Source organism: Streptomyces sp. Tue6028 (assembly GCF_002300165.1).
Taxonomy (GTDB): domain Bacteria; phylum Actinomycetota; class Actinomycetes; order Streptomycetales; family Streptomycetaceae; genus Streptomyces; species Streptomyces siamensis.
The window spans coordinates 30837-49937 of record NZ_MLCE01000014.1 but is presented as its reverse complement, the minus strand read 5'-3'; the positions used below and the strand labels follow the sequence as shown (position 1 = coordinate 49937).

General features: G+C 71.7%; 15 protein-coding genes. 4 read left to right on the top strand and 11 right to left on the bottom strand.

The window, feature by feature from the left end; translation table 11 throughout:
- Positions 1–120: 120 nt before the first annotated feature.
- The 7 genes from BKI49_RS12660 to BKI49_RS12625 all read right to left on the bottom strand — a co-directional run bounded on the left by BKI49_RS12660 (position 121) and on the right by BKI49_RS12625 (position 8083).
- Positions 121–1524: an amino acid permease gene (locus tag BKI49_RS12660; RefSeq protein WP_095934345.1), complete on the bottom strand. Its 1404-nt coding sequence runs from the start codon at positions 1522–1524 to the stop codon at positions 121–123.
- A 182-nt stretch (positions 1525–1706) separates the two neighbouring features.
- Positions 1707–2603, bottom strand: coding sequence for a TauD/TfdA dioxygenase family protein (locus tag BKI49_RS12655; protein WP_095934344.1), 897 nt, complete (start codon positions 2601–2603; stop codon positions 1707–1709).
- 11 nt (positions 2604–2614) lie between these two features.
- Positions 2615–3979: an LLM class flavin-dependent oxidoreductase gene (locus tag BKI49_RS12650; protein ID WP_095934343.1), complete on the bottom strand. Its 1365-nt coding sequence runs from the start codon at positions 3977–3979 to the stop codon at positions 2615–2617.
- Positions 3976–4710 carry an ABC transporter ATP-binding protein gene (locus BKI49_RS12645; protein WP_095934342.1) on the bottom strand — a complete coding sequence of 245 codons (735 nt, stop codon included), beginning with the start codon at positions 4708–4710 and terminating at the stop codon, positions 3976–3978. The genes BKI49_RS12650 and BKI49_RS12645 overlap by 4 nt, the downstream gene beginning before the upstream one ends.
- On the bottom strand, positions 4686–5570 hold the full coding sequence (locus tag BKI49_RS12640; RefSeq protein WP_179332426.1) for an ABC transporter permease: 885 nt from the start codon (positions 5568–5570) through the stop codon (positions 4686–4688). Before BKI49_RS12640 ends, BKI49_RS12645 begins: the two co-directional genes overlap by 25 nt.
- Positions 5567–6634: an ABC transporter substrate-binding protein gene (locus BKI49_RS12635; protein ID WP_095934340.1), complete on the bottom strand. Its 1068-nt coding sequence runs from the start codon at positions 6632–6634 to the stop codon at positions 5567–5569. Before BKI49_RS12635 ends, BKI49_RS12640 begins: the two co-directional genes overlap by 4 nt.
- Positions 6635–6865: 231 nt before the next feature.
- Positions 6866–8083 (bottom strand): ROK family transcriptional regulator, encoded by a 1218-nt coding sequence (locus BKI49_RS12625; RefSeq protein ID WP_095934462.1) that lies wholly within the window; start codon positions 8081–8083, stop codon positions 6866–6868.
- Between the two features lie 466 nt (positions 8084–8549).
- Between BKI49_RS12625 and BKI49_RS12620 the strand changes: the two genes are divergently transcribed.
- Positions 8550–9131, top strand: coding sequence for a biotin transporter BioY (locus tag BKI49_RS12620; protein ID WP_095934338.1), 582 nt, complete (start codon positions 8550–8552; stop codon positions 9129–9131).
- Here BKI49_RS12620 and BKI49_RS12615 read toward each other — a convergent pair.
- A complete protein-coding gene (locus BKI49_RS12615) occupies positions 9121–10482 on the bottom strand; it encodes an FAD-binding oxidoreductase (protein WP_095934337.1) in 1362 nt (453 codons plus the stop codon). The two genes, BKI49_RS12620 and BKI49_RS12615, sit on opposite strands and share 11 nt — an antisense overlap.
- Before the next feature lie 261 nt (positions 10483–10743).
- A complete protein-coding gene (locus BKI49_RS12610; RefSeq protein WP_095934336.1) occupies positions 10744–11469 on the bottom strand; it encodes an LPXTG cell wall anchor domain-containing protein in 726 nt (241 codons plus the stop codon).
- 241 nt (positions 11470–11710) lie between these two features.
- Between BKI49_RS12610 and BKI49_RS35780 the strand changes: the two genes are divergently transcribed.
- Positions 11711–14413 (top strand): serine/threonine protein kinase, encoded by a 2703-nt coding sequence (locus tag BKI49_RS35780; protein ID WP_373557543.1) that lies wholly within the window; start codon positions 11711–11713, stop codon positions 14411–14413.
- A 159-nt stretch (positions 14414–14572) separates the two neighbouring features.
- Here the strand turns inward: BKI49_RS35780 and BKI49_RS12600 are convergent, their stop codons facing one another.
- Positions 14573–16048, bottom strand: a complete 1476-nt coding sequence (locus BKI49_RS12600) for an amino acid permease (protein WP_179332425.1) — start codon at positions 16046–16048, stop codon at positions 14573–14575.
- A gap of 250 nt (positions 16049–16298) precedes the next feature.
- Between BKI49_RS12600 and BKI49_RS12595 the strand changes: the two genes are divergently transcribed.
- The gene (locus BKI49_RS12595; RefSeq protein WP_028802645.1) at positions 16299–16787 is read left to right on the top strand and encodes a ribose-5-phosphate isomerase; all 489 of its coding nucleotides are present in this window, start codon (positions 16299–16301) and stop codon (positions 16785–16787) included.
- 121 nt (positions 16788–16908) lie between these two features.
- Complete coding sequence (locus BKI49_RS12590) at positions 16909–17718, top strand: Fpg/Nei family DNA glycosylase (protein WP_095934335.1); 810 nt, start codon at positions 16909–16911, stop codon at positions 17716–17718.
- A gap of 52 nt (positions 17719–17770) precedes the next feature.
- Here the strand turns inward: BKI49_RS12590 and BKI49_RS12585 are convergent, their stop codons facing one another.
- Positions 17771–19000: a GNAT family N-acetyltransferase gene (locus tag BKI49_RS12585; RefSeq protein WP_095934334.1), complete on the bottom strand. Its 1230-nt coding sequence runs from the start codon at positions 18998–19000 to the stop codon at positions 17771–17773.
- Between the last annotated feature and the right edge of the window lie 101 nt (positions 19001–19101).

Below are 19101 nucleotides of genomic sequence, written 5' to 3'. Positions count from 1 at the left end.
TATTGCGAACAACTTGCAAGTGCACGCTAACAGCAAGAAGGTGAGGACGCGTGCCCGGGCACGCCGAAGGGCCCTCGCGCGGAATCCGTCCTCCGCGCGAGGGCCCCTCGGTGATGCGTGTCAGGCGCGGGTGCGCGCCTTCGCCCGCTGCCAGGCGTAGCCGACGACCGCCAGGAACACGGTCATGCCGCCGGTCGAGTACAGCTGCACCCGCGTGTCGGGCTCCCGCGCCATCAGTACGAAGATCGCTGCCATGCCCGCCAGCGCCACCCAGGTCAGCACCGGGAACGCCCACATGCGCACGACCAGCTTCTCCGGCGTCTCGCGCTCCATGCGGCGGCGCAGCAGGAGCTGGGAGACCGCGATGAAGATCCAGACCACCAGGATGACCGCGCCGATCATGTTCAGCAGCCAGGGGAACACGTCGTCCGGCCGCCAGTAGCTGAGCAGCACGCACACGAAGCCGAACACGCTGGAGGCGAGCACCGCGATCCGCGGCACCCCGCCGGACGCCCGGCCCAGCACCTTCGGGCCCTGCCCGCGCTGCACGAGCGAGTACGCGATGCGCGAGGAGCCGTAGATGTTCGCGTTCATCGCCGACAGCAGGGCGGCGAGGATGACCACGTCCATCACCTGGCCGGCGCCGTCGATGCCGATGTGCTGGAGCGCGGCGACGTACGGGCCGGCCTCGACGACCGCCGGGGAGTCCCACGGCACGAGCGTGACGACGACGGCCATCGAGCCGATGTAGAACAGGGCGATGCGCCACATGGCGGTGCGGACGGCGCTCGCCACGCCACGGACCGGGTTCTCCGACTCGGCCGCCGCGATGGTCACCGTCTCCATGCCGCCGTACGCGAAGACCGAGGCGAGCAGTCCGATGACCAGTCCCTCACCGCCGTTGGGCAGGAAGTCGGTCAGGTTCGAGGTGCCGGGCGCGTCCGTGCCCGGCAGGACGCCGGTGACGGCCAGCACGCCGAGCACCAGGAACAGCGTGATCGCGCCGACCTTCAGGGCGGCGAACCAGAACTCGAACTCGCCGAAGTTCTTCACCGCGGCGAGATTGACCCCGCAGAAGACGACCATGAACAGCGCCACCCACGCCCAGGCGGGTGTGCCGGGCAGCCAGCCGGTGACGATCTTCGCGGCGCCGATGCCCTCCAGGCCCACGGCCGTGCACAGAAGCACCCAGAAGGACCAGCCTGCGGTGAAGCCGGCCCAGGGGCCGATCGCGCGCTCCGCGTGCGCGGAGAAGGAGCCGGACGAGGGATACGCGGCCGACATCTCCCCGAGCATCCGCATCACCAGCATGACGAGCAGGCCGGAGACGGCGTACGCGATGACGATCGAGGGCCCGGCGGCGGCGATGCCCGCCCCGGAGCCGACGAACAGGCCCGCTCCGATGACACCGCCGAGGGCGATCATCGAGAGGTGGCGCTGCTTGAGCCCGTGGGAGAGGGCGACGTCGGCTCCGGGCGCGGCGGGCGGCGCGTCGGGCGGTGAGTCGAGGGTGGTGCGGGACATGAGAGCGGGTGGTCCCTTACGTTGCGAGTGCAAAAACGCCCACAGTCTGGGCGGCCTCTCCGCTCAGCGGGAGAGACCGCCCAGTATCCGGACACTCGTCTCACGTCGTGTAGCCGCGCGCTCACCGCGGACGCGCCGCGGTCAGGGGCTCGCGGGCGCCCCCACCAGGTGCGTTCGCACGCTCACGCGGCGACCGGCGTGTAGTGCGAGGCGTCCCCGGTGATCGAGTAGCTCTCCTTGCCCTCGATGCCGACCGGCACGTCACCGGCGACGGTCACACGGTGCAGCCGGCGCGGCAGACCGTCGTAGTTGTCGATCGCGTAGTGCTGGGTGATCCGGTTGTCGAACAGCACCAGCTGGCCGGGGGACCAGCGCCAGCGCAGGATGTTCTCCGGGCGGGTGACGTACGCCTGGAGCAGGTCGAGGATCTTGCGGGACTCGCCCACCGACAGCCCCACGATCCGCTGCGCGAACCCGCCGATGAACAGCCCGCGTTCGCCGGTCAGCGGGTGGACGCGGACGACCGGGTGGGCGGTGCGGTACTTGATCGACGTGAACTGGGCGCGCTGTGCGGCCTGCTCCTCGTCGACCTGCTCCTCGGGCACCGCGTAGTCGTAGTCGTTGGTGTGCTCGGCCCACAGGGTGTCGGCCAGCGCGCGCAGCGGCTGCGGCAGGTCGCGGTAGGCGGCCGCCGCGTCGGCGATGAGGGTCTCGCCCCCGTACGGCGGGACGGTGATGCTGCGCAGCGTGCTGGCCTGCGGCGGGTTGAGGACGAAGGTGACGTCGGTGTGCCAGTGGTTGGCGGCCCGGCCGCGTTCGCTGTCCACCGGCAGCACGTTCGGGGCGCCGTCGACCGCCGGCACCGTCGGGTGCGCGGTGGTGATCCCCCCGAAGTGCCGGGCGAAGGCCTGCTGGCCCTCGTCGTCCAGGTCCACCGCGTCGAAGACGAGCGCCTTGTGGATGTTGAGGGCCTCACGCAGCGCGGCGACGGTCGTCTCGTCGAGCGGCGCGGCGATGTCGATCCCGGACACCTCGGCGCCGATGTGCGCGGTGACCTTGCGGATCTCGATGTCGGGCATGACGGGTCCTTTCAGACGAGGGCGGACGAGGGCTGCGGGAGCGCAGCCGGGAGCTCGGGGACGTGCTGGTTGGCGGGGCGGGGGAGGCCGTAGCGCTCCCGGAGGGTCTGGCGCGGGCCGTACTCGGTGCGGAGCAGCCCGCGGGCGCGCAGCAGGGGCACGACGTGGTCGACGAAGGCGTCCAGGCCGGACGGCAGGACCGGCGGCATGATGTTGAAGCCGTCGGCGGCGCCCTGGGTGAACCACGCCTCGACGGCGTCGGCGACCTGCTCGGGCGTGCCGGTGAACGTGAGGTGCCCGCGACCGCCGCCGAGCCTGCCGATGAGCTGCCGGACGGTGAGCCGTTCGCGCCGGGCCAGCCGCACGATCAGCGTGTACCGGCTCTTGGCGCCCTCGATCGCGCTCTCCGGCGGCAGGTCGTCGGGCAGCGGCGCGTCGAGGTCGAGGGCACCGGGCTCCAGGTGGAGCAGCCGTTCCAGGTGCGCCACCCCGTGCGTGTGCACGATGTGGTCCTCCAGCTCCTGCTCGTGGGCCCGTGCCTCGGCCTCGGTGGAGCCGATGACGGGGACGATGCCGGGCAGCACCTTGATGTGGTCGGGGTTCCTGCCCTCCCGCGCGGTGCGGGACTTCAGGTCGGCGTAGAAGGCCCGGGCGTCCTCGACGGTCTGCTGGGCCGTGAACACCGCCTCCGCGTGGCGGGCGGCGAACCGCTTGCCGTCCTCGGAGGAGCCCGCCTGCACGAGGAGCGGGTAACCCTGCGGGGAGCGCGGCACGTTGAGGGCGCCCTCGACGCTGAAGTACGTCCCCTTGTGCCGGGGCGGGTGGATCTTCGCGTCGTCGCCCCAGACGCCGGCCGCCTTGTCGGCGACGATCGCGTCGTCCTCCCAGCTGTCCCAGAGCTTGAGCGCCACGTCGAGGAACTCGGCGGCGCGGGCGTAGCGGTCGGCGTGGGCGGGCTCGGCGTCCAGACCGAAGTTGCGGGCGGCCTCCGCGCCCGCGGTGGTGACGATGTTCCAGCCCGCCCGGCCGCCGCTGATGATGTCCAGCGAGGCGAACTTGCGGGCCAGGTTGTACGGCGAGTTGTACGAGGTGGAGGCGGTGGCGATCAGCCCGATGTGTTCGGTGGCCGTCGCCAGCGCGGTGAGCAGGGTGAGCGGTTCCAGCGCGCCCGCGGGACGCTGGCCCACGCTGCTCCACAACTGGGGGCCGTCGGCGAGGAACAGGGAGTCGAAGGTGCCGCGTTCGGCGGTACGGGCGAGGCGGACGTAGTGGGCGAGGTCGACGTGCGCGTACGGGTCGCTCTCGGGGAGCCGCCAGGACGCCTCGTGGTGACCGGTGCTCATCAGGAACGCGTTCAGGTGCAGGTGCCGGGTCATGCGTGGTCCTCCGTCACGCCCAGGGCGGCGAGCAGCCGCTCCCGGTACTCGCCGAGCAGCGGGTCCCGGTAGGAGCGCGGGTGTGGTCGGTCGATGGTCAGGTCCAGGCCGATACGGCCCTGGTCGAGGACGAGCACGCGGTCGGCGAGCACGATCGCCTCGTCCACGTCGTGGGTGACGAGCAGGACGGAGGGCCGGTGGCGCTCCCACAGCTCGCGCAGCAGGTTGTGCATCTTGATCCGGGTGAGGGCGTCCAGCGCGCCGAACGGCTCGTCGGCCAGCAGGAGTTCGGGCTCACGGACCAGGGAGCGGGCCAGGGCGGCCCGCTGGGCCTCGCCGCCCGACAGCTCGTTGGGCCAGGCCCGTTCGCGTCCCGCGAGCCCCACCTCGGCGAGGGCCGAGCGGCCCTTCGCGGCGGCGTCCTTGCCGTCCGTGCCGAGCAGCACGTTGTCGAGGACGCGCCGCCAGGGCAGCAGCCGCGAGTCCTGGAAGACGACGGACACCCTCCCCGGCGCGGTGAGCCGGCCGCTTCCGGTGACGTCGTGGTCGAGGCCGGCGATGGCCCGCAGCAGGGTGCTCTTGCCGGACCCGCTGTGCCCGAGGAGGGCCGTGAACTGTCCGGCCGGGAGGTCGAGGTCGATGCCGTCGAGAACCGTGCGGCCCGCGAACGACCGGGTCAGACTCCGCAGTTGGACGGCGGGCCGGGTCAGCTGCTCAGTGTTCGGCGCCATGACAGCACCCTCCGTTCGATGAGACGGACCGTGCTGTCGGAGACCAGGCCGAAGACGCCGTAGACCAGCAGGCCGACGAGGATGACGTCGGACTGGCCGTAGTTCTGGGCCTGGAACATCATGTAGCCGAGGCCGCTGGTGGCGTTGATCTGCTCCAGCACCACCAGGCCCAGCCAGGAGCCCGTCACGCCGAGCCGGAGCCCTACGAAGAAGCCGGGCAGGGCGCCGGGGATGACGATCTGGCGGATGAAGGCCCACCTCGACAGGCCCTGCACCTCGGCGAGTTCGACGAAACGGCTGTCGATGCCGGACAGTGCCGCATGCGTGTTGAGGTAGATCGGGATGTAGACGACGATGGCGATGATCGCGATCTTGAAGCTCTCGCCGATGCCCAGCCACAGGATGAACAGCGGGATGAGGCCGAGGGTCGGGATCGCCCGGTTCAGGTTCACCGTCCCGTCGATCAGCGCCTCGCCGATCCGGCTCAGTCCGGAGGCGAGCGCGAGGGCGACGCCGGCGGTGAGGCCGATCGCGAAGCCGTACGCGGCGCGCTCCAGCGAGGTCAGGATGTCCGTGGGCAGGGTCCCGGCGGTCCACAGATGACCGGCTGTCCTCAGCACGGTCCAGGGAGCCGGGATCGCACCGGGGTCGAGCCGTCCGGCGGCGGAGGCCCCGGCCCACAGGGCGAGGAGCACGGCGGGTCCGACGAGCCGGGAGGCGGGCAGACTCCTGCCGGGGGACAGACTGCGGCGCCGCCGCCGTGTCCCATGGCCCTCCTCCCGGTCCTTCACCGGTGCGGCAGTGGTCGAGCCGGTGCCTGTAGCCGTACTCGCGGTCGTGGTCGTGGTCACGGCGCTCACCTCCGGTACTCGGCGGCCACGGACTTGGCGGCGATGCCCTCGAAGCGGTGGTCGAAGAGCGAGGAGACGTCGAACTTCTTCACGAAGCCGCCCTCCGCCAGCAGGTCGGCCGTCTCCTGCTCCCACTTGACGGCCTCGTCCCAGCTCGGCGGGAACAGAGGCTTGTTGGCGAGTGCGGTGATCCCCCGGGCCTGCGCGAGGGTCAGGTTCTGCGTCTTGACGTAGAACTCCTCGTTCCAGACGTCGGGGTTCTCGTACGTCCAGACCTGGCCCTTGGCCCAGTACGGGATGTACGCGGCGACCGCGGCGGCCTTCGCGGAGTCGTTCAGCACGGAGGTCGGCGCCCACAGCAGGTTGAGCAGGTCGACGACGTCCGTGGGGATGGTGCGGGCGCCCTTGGACTCGTACTGCTGCAGATAGCCGGGCGCCTGGCTGTTCGCGAGCGGGGCGACGTCCACCTGCCCCGACTGGAGGGCCGTCAGGAACTGGTTGCTGGTCAGCGGGACGAGCTTCACGTCGTCGTACTTCAGCCCGGCCTTCTTGAGCGCCCGCAGGAGGACTACACCCTGCGCCTGGCCCTGCGAGAAGGCCAGCTTCTTCCCCTTGAAGTCGGCGACCGACCGGATGTCGCTGCCGGGCTTCGTGGCGAAGAGGTAGTTGGGCTTGCGGGTGACGTTGATCGCGACGATCTTCGCCTCGAAGCCCTGGTAGTGCGCCTGGATCGGCGGAATGCCCGCGTTGTTGGCGACCTCCAGGGACTTGGCGCGGAAGGCGTTGATGACATCGGGGCCGGCGCCGGTGTTCACCCAGCTGGACACCTTGAAGGGCAGCTCGCCCAGCTTGGCCAGCTTGAACTGGAGCTGCTGCACGTTCTGGTAGGAGGCGATCTTCAGGCTCGTGCCGGCCGGGACCTTGTCGGCGAGCGGGGCGGTGGAGGCGCCCTTGCCGGCGGCGGCCGCGCTGTCCTGGGCGCAGCCGCTGAGCCCGGCGACACCGGCCGCGGCACCGAGCAGGGACGTGAGGAAGAGCCGTCGGTCGACACCCGACACGGGGGAGGAAGGCATGGAAGGACTCCGCGAGTTCATAGGGCAGGGCAAAGGGTGGATTCAGAGGAGGATGCGCATGCGGAATTCCGGGCCGCAGAAGGCCGTGCAAAGGAAATTCACGCAGGAGGAAATGAGCGCTTCACACGCGGCAACGTGTCAGCAACAAAGGGTGCGACAGCTCACGAACAGGCTCATGAGCAGGATGTTCCTGGTCATCGGCGGTCCCTGTCAACATTCGGAGTTTCTGAATTAAATAGCCTCAGGTGACGCGGCCAGCGGATCCCGGTAGAGCACGTCCAGAGCCACCGAACCGCCAGCCACGGCAAGGACGGAATCCGCGAAACTCGTCGGGACGACGGACGCCGCGCGTTCGTCGCCGACCGCCTCGCGCAGCGCGTCGAGGCAGTCCTCCCGGTGGATGACCCCGACCTCCGTCACGACCACCGTCTCCGGATTGAGCACGTCGAGCAGCAGCCGCGCCGCCCGCCCGACGGCGCCGGCCCGCTCCACCAGCAGCCGTACGGCCGCACGGTCGCCCGCGGCCGCCGCCGTGACCACGTGCATGGGGTTCGCCCCTTCGACGACCCCCGCCTCCCGCGCCCGCCGGCACAGCGTGCGCTCGCTCAACTCGGCCTGGAGGCAGCCGGACCGGCCGCAGTCGCACGGCTCCGTGCCGCCCGGCACCGGCAGATGGGAGATGGCGCCCGCCTGCGAGCGGGGCCCGTGGTGCACCTCGTCGTTGGTGGCGAACGCCGCGTCGACCACGTTGCCGACGAACAGATGCAGCACGCTCCCGCTGCCCCGCGCCAGCCCGAACAGCCGCTCCCCGTTGACCAGCGCCCGCGCGTGCCCGTCCACATGGACCGGCAGCCCGGTGCGCTCGCCGAGCACCTCCCGCACCGGCACGTCACGCCAGCCCAGCAACGGGTGCTCCACGACGGTCCCGGACTCCCGGTCCACCCAGCCGCCGACGGCCACGCCGACGCCGAGGGGCCGGCAGTCGGGGGCACCCGCCAGCAGGGCTCCGAGCCCCTCGGCGGCCCGCGCCAGCACGGCCCCCGGATCGGTGCGCTCGTGCTTCAACTCGCGCCGGGCCAGCACCCGGCCGCGCAGATCGAGCAGCGCCACCGTGGTGTACGGCACGGCGACGTGCACCCCGCCGACCACGAGCCGTGAGTCGTCCAGGTCGACGGGGACGTGCGGGCGGCCCACCCCGTTCGACCTCCGGGGCGCGGCCGCCTCACGGATCAGGCCGCGTTCGGTGAACCGGGCGCAGTAGTCCGTCACCGACGCCGGCGACAGCCCGGTCAGCCGGGCGATGGTGCTGCGCGCCACCGGGCCGTGCTCCAGAACGGACCGCAGGACGACACTCGCGCTGGTCCGGCGCCGGTCCGGGTCGGCCGCGCGGGGTGTGCGGGGGGAGGGGTAGGAGGGGGAGGGGAGAGTGGGTGCCGCGGCACGGGGCATGGCGATCATCCTCGGGAACGGGTCCGACACTGCGCCGTCTCGTGAAGCGAGGCGCACCGGATCCGCTCCGTCCGCCTCGCTAACGCGGGCGACAGGCGGCTGTGCCGACTCGTCGCAGGTCGACGTGGCGACGCGACGAGAAGTTCCGGGCCTGGGCAACCATGTGCTCGAAGCTAGCAAAGCGGGCCACGGCTGCACAGACGGCGACCGACGGGCGAGACGGCGCAGGGAGAAGCGGCCGGCCCGTTTGGCAGGATCCTACAGACGCCGGGCGGCGCGTCCTCGTAGGCCAGGCCACTTCACCTCAGTGACCCGTATCACGTCGTACTCGGTGTAACCCCCACTCTTTGTCCGGAGCCCACCAAGTCCCCGTTCCAGCCTTTGTCGAGCGCTGACGGTGATCGGCTCAAGGGCGCTGGGATAGCGTCACCGTGTCCCGAATCTGCCCGCACCCGCCGGAGTCCCCATGAGCACCGCTGCCGTCACGACCTCCCGCCCCGGCGAGGTCCTCGCCGATCTGCTGCCTTCCTCCCGTGTCCGGGATGCCGCCCTCGTGATCGGCGGTGCCGCGCTCACCGGGCTCGCCGCCCAGATCTCGGTGCCCGTGCCGGGCTCCCCGGTGCCGGTGACCGGCCAGACCTTCGCGGCGCTCCTCGTCGGCACGGCGCTCGGCGCCGGCCGCGGCTTCCTGTCCCTCGCGGTGTACGCGCTCGTCGGCATGGCCGGTGTGCCGTGGTTCGCCGGCGGCAGTTCCGGTGCCGGTGCCCCGTCCTTCGGCTACATCCTCGGCATGCTGCTGGCCTCCACCGTCGTGGGTGCCCTGGCCCGACGCGGCGCCGACCGTTCCGTGCTGCGCATGGCCGGCACGATGCTCCTCGGTGAGGCGATCATCTACGCGGTCGGCGTGCCCTACCTGGCCCTCGCCACCGGCATGTCGGCGAGCGCCGCCGTCGCTGCGGGCCTCACCCCGTTCCTGATCGGTGACGCCCTCAAGGCCGCCCTGGCGATGGGCGTGCTGCCCACCGCCTGGAAGCTCGTCAAGCGGTGACGTCCGGCCGGCTCCGGCCGGTGACGTCGTAGTTCCTGCGGAAGAGGTTCGCCGGGTCGTACTGAGACTTCAGCCCGGCGAGCCTCTCGTGCGTCGCGGGGTCGTACAGCCCTCGGGTGCGGTCGCCCGCGCCGAAGGCGAAGTTGAGCGCCCGCCCGGTCGTCCACGGGGCGAGGCGCTCGAACGCCGGGTCCAGCAGGCCGCGGGCCTGCTGCCGCTCCGCCATCGCCAACAGCCGTACGAGGAAACGCCCGTCGCGGTGCGGCACGGAGTTCGGCACGGTCCGGGCGAGCGCTCCGCCGAGGTGGTTGATCTGCACCACGCACATGGCCGACGCGCCCGGCCCGGTGCGGGCGAGGACGTCCGCGGCGGCGTCGACGTCGAGTTCCCGCAGCACCGCGCTGTCGCCGTAGTAGGTGTGCGGGAAGTCCGGGTCGCTGTGGATGGTGTGGCTCTCGCCGTACGGCATCTCGCGCAGCGTGTCCGCCAGGGCCGGACCGGTCTCCCGCAGCGGGGCCACCAGGCGCTCCCCCTGTGCGGCCGTGCCCGTGTACGCGACGCGCACGGAGACGACGTGACGGCCCCGCAGATGCGGTGGCAGCCCCGCCGCGTCCGGGTACAAAACCGCCGCGAACGACGAGGTCAGCCCGTCCGGAACGGTCCGTGTCCAGCGCTCGTACGCGCGCAGCACCGTCACCGGGTCGACCACGGCCGCGTCGAAGGCGACCGACCCGCCGTACAGCCGGGCCACCGGCACCAGGCCGATCTCCAGCTCGGTGACCGCGCCGAAGTTGTGGCCGCCGCCGAGCAGCGCCCAGTGCAGGTCGGGGTCCGACTCCCGGGTCACCCGGCGCAGCCGGCCGTCGGCCGTGACCACCTCCAGCGACCGCACATGATCGGCCGCGTACCCGAACTCCCGCGCCAGGATGCCGAGTCCGCCGCTCAGGGTGTACGAGACGGCGCCCACGCCCGGTGCCGACCCGTTGAGCGGGGCCAGCCCGTGCGGCGCGGCGGCCCGGACGACCTGGCCCCAGCGAACGCCCGCCTGGAGCCGGGCGGTGCGCGCCTCCGGATCGATGCGCAGCCCGTCCATCCGCCGTGTGGTGATCAGGATGCCGCCCTCGGCCGCGCCCGGCAGCCCGTGCCCGGTGGCCTGCACACCGACCGGCAGGCGCCGGGACGCCGCGTACGTCACCGCGGCGGCCACGTCGTCGGCCGACGCGGCGGCGAAGACGACGGCGGGGCGCTGCGTGAAACCGGTCTGGAAGCCGGCGAGTTCGTCGTCGTAGCCCGGGTCGCCGGGGCGGAGGACGAGCCGGGCACGGTCTGCGGTGGTACCGACGGTGTTCATGCGGCTCACCCTGGCGGCATTACCTGACATCTGCCGTCAGGCTTTCCTGGAGACGTGCGAGACGTGCGAGACGTGCGGGACGTGCCGGGGCGGCAGGTCCCGGGGAGCACGGACGCGGGCCGGATGCCGCATGGGTCGTGGGGCCGGTGCCGCCTTCTCCGGGGGCGTGGAAACGGGCCGAGCGCCGCCATGGCGCGGGAGCGCGACGCGGGCCGGGTGCCGTGCCCGGCACCCGGCCCGCGTCGTCTCCGCCGCGTCCCGTCAGGACAGCTGCTGCCGCCTGCGCGGACGGTGGGCCCACCACAGTCCCGCCGCTCCCGCGGAGATCAGTGCGGCACCCGCCATGCCCAACGGCACGACCTCACTGCCGGGTCCCGTCTTCGGCAGCCGGTCGCCGCCGGGCGCCACCGGCTGGTTGTCGGTGCCGAGCAGCAGCGGAGTGGCGGGGGCGTTCGGCGACGGGTTCGTCGTCCCGAACGGCACGGGACCCTGCTGCCAGTACGTCTTCTTCCCGTCGCTCGTCTGGACCGGAAGGCAGATCTTCCCGGTCTTGCTCGTGTCGAACGTCGCGTCCACGGCGTACGACTTCGACTTCCCGGCCGCGAGACTGCCGACCGAACAGACGAAACCACTGTTCGAACCGTCGGGCAGATCCTTGTCGGCCATGGCGTCGCAGCCTTTGACGCCCTTGACCTCGAGGCCGTCGAATCCGACCACCAAAAGCCTGATCTCGCCGCTCTCCTTGGTCCCCTCATTCTTTACCGTGGCCGTGATCGCCGTCTTCTGCGTGCTGTTGTCGACCGAGATCTTCTCCGGCAGAAGCGTCGTCATCTTGACACCGGCCGGCGCCTCGTCAATTGCCTTTCCCCCCTTGCTGCTCCCCGGTCCCTGGTCGTCCGCGACGGCGGTGAAGGAAAGGATCATCACGGCCGAGAAAGATGCCGTGAGCAGCGATCCTGCGATGGTCGTCGTGCGACGAGAACTCATGTTCGTCCCCCTTGGCTGCGCCTGAATTCGCAGTACTTGAAGAGGTACCACAAGATTTCTCCGCACTATGCTGGTACGGCCTGAAGTGTGACCATTGTGTTTCCGTTGTGGCGGGCGGGTGTGACTGATGTTGAGGGGGGTGCGGGGATTGTCGGCGAACGTTCAGGGCGGTGTTCCGGGATTACTGGTGACGGGGCGTTATCGCCTGGTCGAAAGCATCGGACAGGGAGGAATGGGGCGGGTGTGGCGAGCCGCCGACGAAATGCTCGACCGGCAGGTCGCGGTCAAGGAAATGCGTATCGACGGACTCGACGCCGAGGACACCCGCACGCGCCGCGAACGCACACTGCGCGAAGCCAGGGCCACCGCCCGGATCGACCATCCCAACGTGGTGCGCATCTACGACGTGGTGGACGAGGGCGAGCGGCTGTGGATCGTCATGGAACTCGTCGCCGGGCGCTCCCTCGAACAGATCGTGGTGCGGGACGGGCCGCTCGACGAGCGCGAGGCGGCCCGGATCGGGCTCGAACTCGTGGCGGCCCTGCGCCAGGTGCACGCCGGGGGAGTGCTGCACCGCGACATCAAACCGGGCAACGTGCTCGTCGAACACCAGGGGCACCGCCGCGTCGTCCTCACCGATTTCGGCATCGCCGCCCTTCAGGACGCGGAGGCGCTCACCATGGTCGGGATGCTGGTCGGTTCCCCCGACTACATGGCGCCCGAGCGCATCTCCGGCCGGCCCCAGGGACCGCCCTCCGACGTCTGGTCCCTGGGCGCGACCCTGTGCGCGGCCCTCGGCGGCCGCTCCCCCTTCTCCCGGTCCACCACCTTGGCCACCCTGCACGCCGTGCTGTACGAGGAGCCCGAACTCCCGGAGGCCGCGGACGACTTGCGGTACGTGCTGGCCGCTCTCCTGGACAAGGAACCGGATGCCCGGCCCGGCCTGGAGGAACTGGAGGCGGCGCTCGGACGCATCGTGCGGTCCGCGTACGACGTCGGCCACGACGCCGGGTTCGCGTCCCGCGAGGAACCCGTGCCCGGCACGACGCCCGTGCCGGAGGCGGGATCCGGGCCCGACCGGACGTCGGCACCGGGAAGCGGACAGCGGCCCGGGGCGGGGCCCGCGTCCGCGACAGCGCGAGGACCCGAGTTCGAGACGGTGCCCGAGTACGACTTCGAGCCCGGGGCCGTCGCCGGGCCCGACCCGACGCTCGTGGCCGGACCCGACACCTTCGGGCCCGGACCCGACGTGACGTCCGGGCCCGGACCCGTTGCGGCTTCCGGGTCCGGGGCACGTGCGGACCTCGTGCCCGAACCGGACGCGGCCCTGGTGGCCGGGTCCGATCCAGATCCCGTGCCCGACGCGGTCTCCATGTCGGACACGGACGCGGACACGTACACGTACACGGACGCGGTCACGGACTCGGACACGGTCACGGACTCGGACTCGGACACGGTCACGGACGCGGCCACGGAGTCCGGGCCCGATCTGGCGCCCGATTCCGGACCTTCCGCCGGGCAGGCCCAGCAGCCGTCCGCCGGCCCGGTCCCGGCCTCTGCTGCCGAGCGGCCCGTCGGCCGGGACCCGGCGCCCGCCGCCGAGGTGGCCGCCGGCTCCGCCCCGGCACCGGCCGCCGAGGTGTCCGCCGACCCGCCCGCAGAGCCCGTTGCGGAGCCCGTGCCCGAGCCGCCCGTCCCGCCGGTCCCGGGGCCGGCGGAAGGCGAGTCGTCCTCCCCGCCCGAGCCGGGCCGCGACGCACCGGAAGCCGTGCCCCCGGCCCCCGGGCCCGTGCCGCCGACCCGTGAGGAACCGGCGCACGACACCCATGACATCCGCGGGACACGGCGGATCCCCCGGGAGAGGCCGACTCCCGCGCTGCTCGACGCCCAGTTGATCCGTGCGGCACGACAGCACCCCTCGGACCTGCCCGAGGCCACTCCGCCGCCCGTGCACGACGCGGTCCCGGTGCGGCGCACCCCGACCCCCAAGAGCTCTCTCGACTTCACGAAGCCCCCCTCGGAGCGTCCGCCTGCCGAGGCTCCCGCCCCGGCCCCCGTTCCCGACCCGACGCCCGTCCCGGAGCCGTCGTCCCACTCCGAGGCCCGGAACGCGTCCACCGAAGTGCCCTCGGAGCTGCGTGCGGAGCCCGGCTCGGAGATCCCTTCCGTCGGCGTCCACCAGGCGTCGGCGCGGGCGGTGACGGAGGCCGCGCTGCCGACGGCGCCCTCACCCGGCGGCATGCCGCCGGGCGAATTCCCCGGCTCCGCGGTGCCGTCCGGCTCCGGCACGGCCGGCGGTACGCGCCGGGGCGGGCGACACGTCGGGCTGCTCGCCGCCGGCGGGGTGGCCGCCGCGGGACTCGTCGTCTGGATCGTCGTCGCCGCGTCGGGCGGACCGTCGGGCGACCGGACCGGGGCGTCCGGTTCCTCGGGCCCGGCCGTCACCGCCGGTGGCAACGGCGGACCGTCGCCCCGTACGTCGTCCTCGCCCACCGTCGAGGGCACGTCCCGCCCACCCAGCCTGCCTCCGGGAGCGCACCGGGAGGCGGGCGGCTACGCGTGGGCGACGCCCAAGGGCTGGCGGCGCGATGTGAAGACGGGTTCGGAGGTGCACTACACCTCGCCCGACGGCACCCAGGAACTGGCGGCCAAGTCCTCGCTGGCGAAGGGGGACCTGATGGACACCTGGCAGACCTCGGAGCGCAACGCCCGCGAGGGGCGGGACTACCGGAAGATCCGCCTGGAGGAGACGGTGTTCCAGGGCCGGCCCGCGGTCGTCTGGGAGTACACGTTCACGCTCAAGGGCGAGCACTGGCACGCGCGGCTGCTCGGCTTCGACGAGAGCGGGAAGTCGTACCAGATCAACACCTGGTACCAGCCGGGGATCGAGGCGCAGGCCCTCGGGACGTACGACAAGGTCAAGGACAGCTTCACCGTGCTGTGAGGGCGAGATGCCGCGGACGCGCGGTGCCATGGACGCCGGGTGTCCCGCCCGGAATACGGCCGCGGCCACGCGATGCCCTGGGTGCCGGGTGCCGGGAACACGAGAGGGGAGGGAGCCCCGAAGGACTCCCTCCCCTCGCCGCGGGGGACGGGGACGGGGCTAGCCGACGGACACCTTGTCCGCCTCGGCCTCGACGGCGGGCGCCGGGCGGTTGCCGCGGACCTTCTCCTTGACCACGGCGATCACGATCACGACCGCCGCGACCAGCAGGGACAGCAGGACGGTCGTCCGTCCGCTGCTCTCGCCCTCGGTGTCGGTGAGCATGTAGCCGAGGACGAAGACGATCAGCGCGGCCGTCGCCCAGGTCAGGTACGGGTACAGCCACATCTTCACGACGAGCTTCTCGGGCGCCTCGCGCTGGATGATCTTCCGCATGCGCAGCTGCGAGAAGCAGATGACGAGCCAGACGAACAGGGCCACGGCGCCGGAGGAGTTCACCAGGAAGAGGAAGACCGAGTCCGGGAACTTGTAGTTGAAGAAGACGGCGACGAAGCCGAAGACGACGGAGACGACGATCGCGGCCGTCGGCACACCGCGCGAGGTGGTCTTCGCGAAGGCCTTGGGCGCGTCCCCGCGCTGGCCGAGCGAGAAGGCCATGCGGGAGGCCGTGTAGAGCCCGGAGTTGAGACAGGACAGCACCGAGGTCAGCACGATGAAGTTCATGATCTGACCGGCGTGCGCGATGCCGAGGGAGTCCAGGGCCGCGACGTAGGAGCCCTTCTCCTTGATGGAGGGGTCGTTCCAGGGCAGCAGGGAGACCACGATGAGGATCGAGCCGAGGTAGAAGACGCCGATACGCCAGATGATGCTGTTGGTCGACTTGGTGACCGCGCGCTGCGGGTCCTCGGACTCACCGGCGGCCAGCGTCGCGATCTCGCTGCCCATGAAGGAGAAGACGACGAGCAGCACACCGGTCAGGATCGTGCCCGGACCGTGGGGCAGGAAGCCGCCGTGGTCGGTCAGGTTGCCGAACGAGGCCTTGTCGCTGTCGGCGCCCGGCAGGATTCCGAGGACGGCGAGCGCGCCGACGACGATGAATCCGCCGATCGCCACGACCTTGATCCCGGCGAACCAGAACTCGAACTCGCCGTAGGACCCCACGGACACCAGGTTGGTGGCGGTGAGGACGACCATCACGATGAGGGCCCAGCCCCACTGGGGCACCGCCGGGATCCAGCCTTCGAGGATCTTGGCGCCGGCGGTGGCCTCCACGGCCAGCACCACCACCCAGAAGAACCAGTACAGCCAGCCGATCGAGAAGCCGGCCCAGCGCCCGAGAGCGCGGTCGGCGTGTGCCGAGAAGGAGCCCGAGCTCGGGTTCGCGGCGGACATCTCTCCGAGCATCCGCATCACGAGCACGACGAGCGTGCCGACGAGGGCGTAGGACAGGAGGATGCCGGGTCCTGCGGTGGCGATGCCGGTGCTGGAGCCGACGAAGAGTCCGGCTCCGATGACACCGCCGATGGCGATCATCGAGAGGTGACGGTTCTTGAGACCGGCCTGGAGGCCGCCACCGGGTTCTCCGGGGCCTCCGGGGCCGTGGGCGGCCTTTGTGGGGGTCGGCTGCGAGGTCATGGAGGGGATTTCCTTTGCGCCGGGTGAGCGTTGCTCCGTACGAGCGGCGTACGGATCGGCCCAGTGAATCGGAGGCAAAGGAATTCGTGAACCTTTGAATCCAAATCGTTACTTGAGGTTTACTTGAGGATCTGTGGCCTTGCTCATATTTTTAGAGATCGACGGTGAGCGTTGCGCGTGCAAAACGACGGCCGGGTGAAGGGTGACACCCGGCTCTGCTGCCCCGGTGCGGCCGTGTCACACTCGGACCATGCGCGTGTATCTCGGCTCGGACCATGCCGGCTTCGAACTCAAGAACCACCTCGTCGAGTGGCTCAAGGCCGCCGGCCACGAGCCCGTGGACTGCGGGCCCCACATCTATGACGCCCAGGACGACTACCCGCCCTTCTGCCTCCGTGCCGCGGAGCGCACGGCCGCGGACTCCGAGGCCCTCGGCATCGTGATCGGCGGCTCCGGCAACGGCGAGCAGATCGCGGCGAACAAGGTGAAGGGCGTCCGTGCCGCCCTCGCGTGGAGCGAGGAGACCGCGTCCCTCGGCCGTCAGCACAACAACGCCAACGTCGTGGCCGTCGGCGCCCGCATGCACACGCAGGAGGAGGCGACGAAGTTCGTCGAGACCTTCCTCGGCACCCCCTTCTCCGGTGACGAGCGTCATATCCGTCGCATCGACATGCTGTCGGTCTACGAGACGACGGGCGACCTGCCCCCGATCCCGGCCCACCACCCGCAGCAGGACTGACGTGTGACGGGGGGCACCGCGCCCCCCGTCCGAGGCGACCTCACCGCCGACCGGACAGGCGGCAGGGCGGGAGACGGGCTCCGGGGCGGAGCCCGGGGCGGCAGGAAAGGACGCGGCCACCGTGCCAGAGGGGCACACCATCCACCGGCTGGCGCAGGACTACGCCGACCGTTTCGCCGGCACGCCCACCCGGGTGACCAGCCCGCAGGGCAAGTTCTCCGACGCCGCCGAACTGCTGACCGGAGCGGAACTCACCCGTACCGAGGCCCACGGCAAGCACCTTTTCCTCGGCTTCCGCGACACCGACTGGGTCCACATCCACCTCGGCCTCTTCGGCAAGGTCGGCTTCGGTGACGCCCCCGCGCCCCCGCCCACCGACACGGTCCGCCTCCGCCTGGCGAACGAGACCGCGTACGTCGACCTGCGCGGCCCCACCACCTGCGCGCTGATCACCGACGCCGAGAAGCGGGCGATACACGACCGCCTGGGCCCGGACCCGCTGCGCCCGGACGCCGACCCGGCGGCCGCGTACCGCCGGATCTCCCGCAGCCGTACGACGGTCGCCGCGCTGCTCATGGACCAGAAGGTCGTCGCGGGCGTGGGCAACGTCTACCGCGCGGAGGTCCTCTTCCGGCACGGCATCGACCCCTATCGCGCGGGCAGGGACCTCACCGGCGCGGAGTGGGACGCGATCTGGGCCGACCTCGTGGGCCTCCTGCGCGAGGGCGTCCGCAACAACCGCATCGACACGGTCCGCCCGGAGCACACCCCTGAGGCGATGGGCCGTCCGCCGCGCGTGGACGACCACGGCGGCGAGGTCTACGTGTACCGCAGGGCGAACCTGCCCTGTCACATCTGCGGCGGCGAGATCCGCACCGCCGGTCTGGCCGCCCGCAATCTGTTCTGGTGCCCCACCTGCCAGACCCGCTGACGGCACGACCGCGCGCCGGACCAGGTGGGCAAGGCGCCCACCAGGAGCACGCCTAGAACCCGTGCGGCAGCCAGGGCGCGACCGCCGAGGAGAACGCGACGGACGCCTCCGCCAGGGCGCCCTGGCGCAGCTCCCGCACCCGGCCGGCCGCCCCGAGCGAGACCAGGGACACCCCGCCGAGATAGGCCGCCCCCAACTCCCGTACGGACAGGGCGAGATCGGCGGTGTCCTCGGTGCGTACGCAGGAGGCGCCCTTCGCGTCGCCCGTGAGTCGCCAACGCCCCTCGTTCCAGGGGCAGAACGCGTCCTCGACCTCGAACACCACATCCACCGGCGCCTGGTAGGTCCGTACCTCCAGCGCGGCGCCGACGTCGACGAGCCGCACATGCAGCGAGTCCTTCACCCGCAGGCCGCAGCGGCGGATGTCGGACACCATGTGCTGCCACTCCTCGTCGACGGGACGGCCCCGGGTGTGCAGCCCGGTCGTCAGGTCGATGCCGAAGAGGAACCGCCACAGCGCGGCACGGGCCGCCGGGTCGAGCCCCTCGACGTCCTGCACCAGCACCGTGCCGTCGTGGCCGGACGGTCCCCAGGCAGGCTTGACCCGGAAGCGCGTGTAGCCGACGACCTCGCCGTCCCGCTCGGCGACCACGCACTGCAGGGGCGAGGCCCCGTCGCGGTCGCTCTCCGGGTCGAGCAGTCCGAGCCGCTCCCAGCCGGGCTGCCGGGCCAGCATGCCCGGACGGGCCGGCACCAGCCGCGCGTACACCGCCTCGCACGCGTCCAGGACGTCGGCGGGCGCCTCGTAGCGCAGCCGTACGTCGTCGGTGCCGGGCGGTACGGACAGCCGGACCCGGCCGGTGTCGATCTCGGCCCTGATCTGGAGGGTGCCGATGCCGTAGCCGAACCGGCCGTAGATGTCCGGCTCCGACGCGGTCAGGACGGCGAGCGGTTCGCCCCCGGCGTGGAGGTCGTCGAGCTGGCGCCGCATCATCGCCGTCAGCACCCCGCGCCGCCGGTGCGTGGCCGCGACGCTGACCATCGTGACGCCCGCCGCCGGCACGGAGGCGCCGCCGGGGACCGTCATCCGGAAGGAGAAGGCGCCCGCGGTGCCCACGCACCGCTCTTCCTCCCACACTCCCAGCGAGCGGTCGCACTCGGTGAGCGCGTCCCACAGCTCGCGCTCCTCCGCGGCCTCCTGCACGCCGCTGAACGCGCGGATGAGGGTTTCGTACCACGTGTTCCACTCGCTCTGCCGCAGCACCCGCACGTCAGTCGTCATGGCCCATGAGTACCAGGGCAATGCGGTACGAGCGAGGGAATTTCGGCCGAAGCGGGGGCCGCTGGCGGTGATGTTCTCTGTGAAGTTCAGCGCTCGGACGG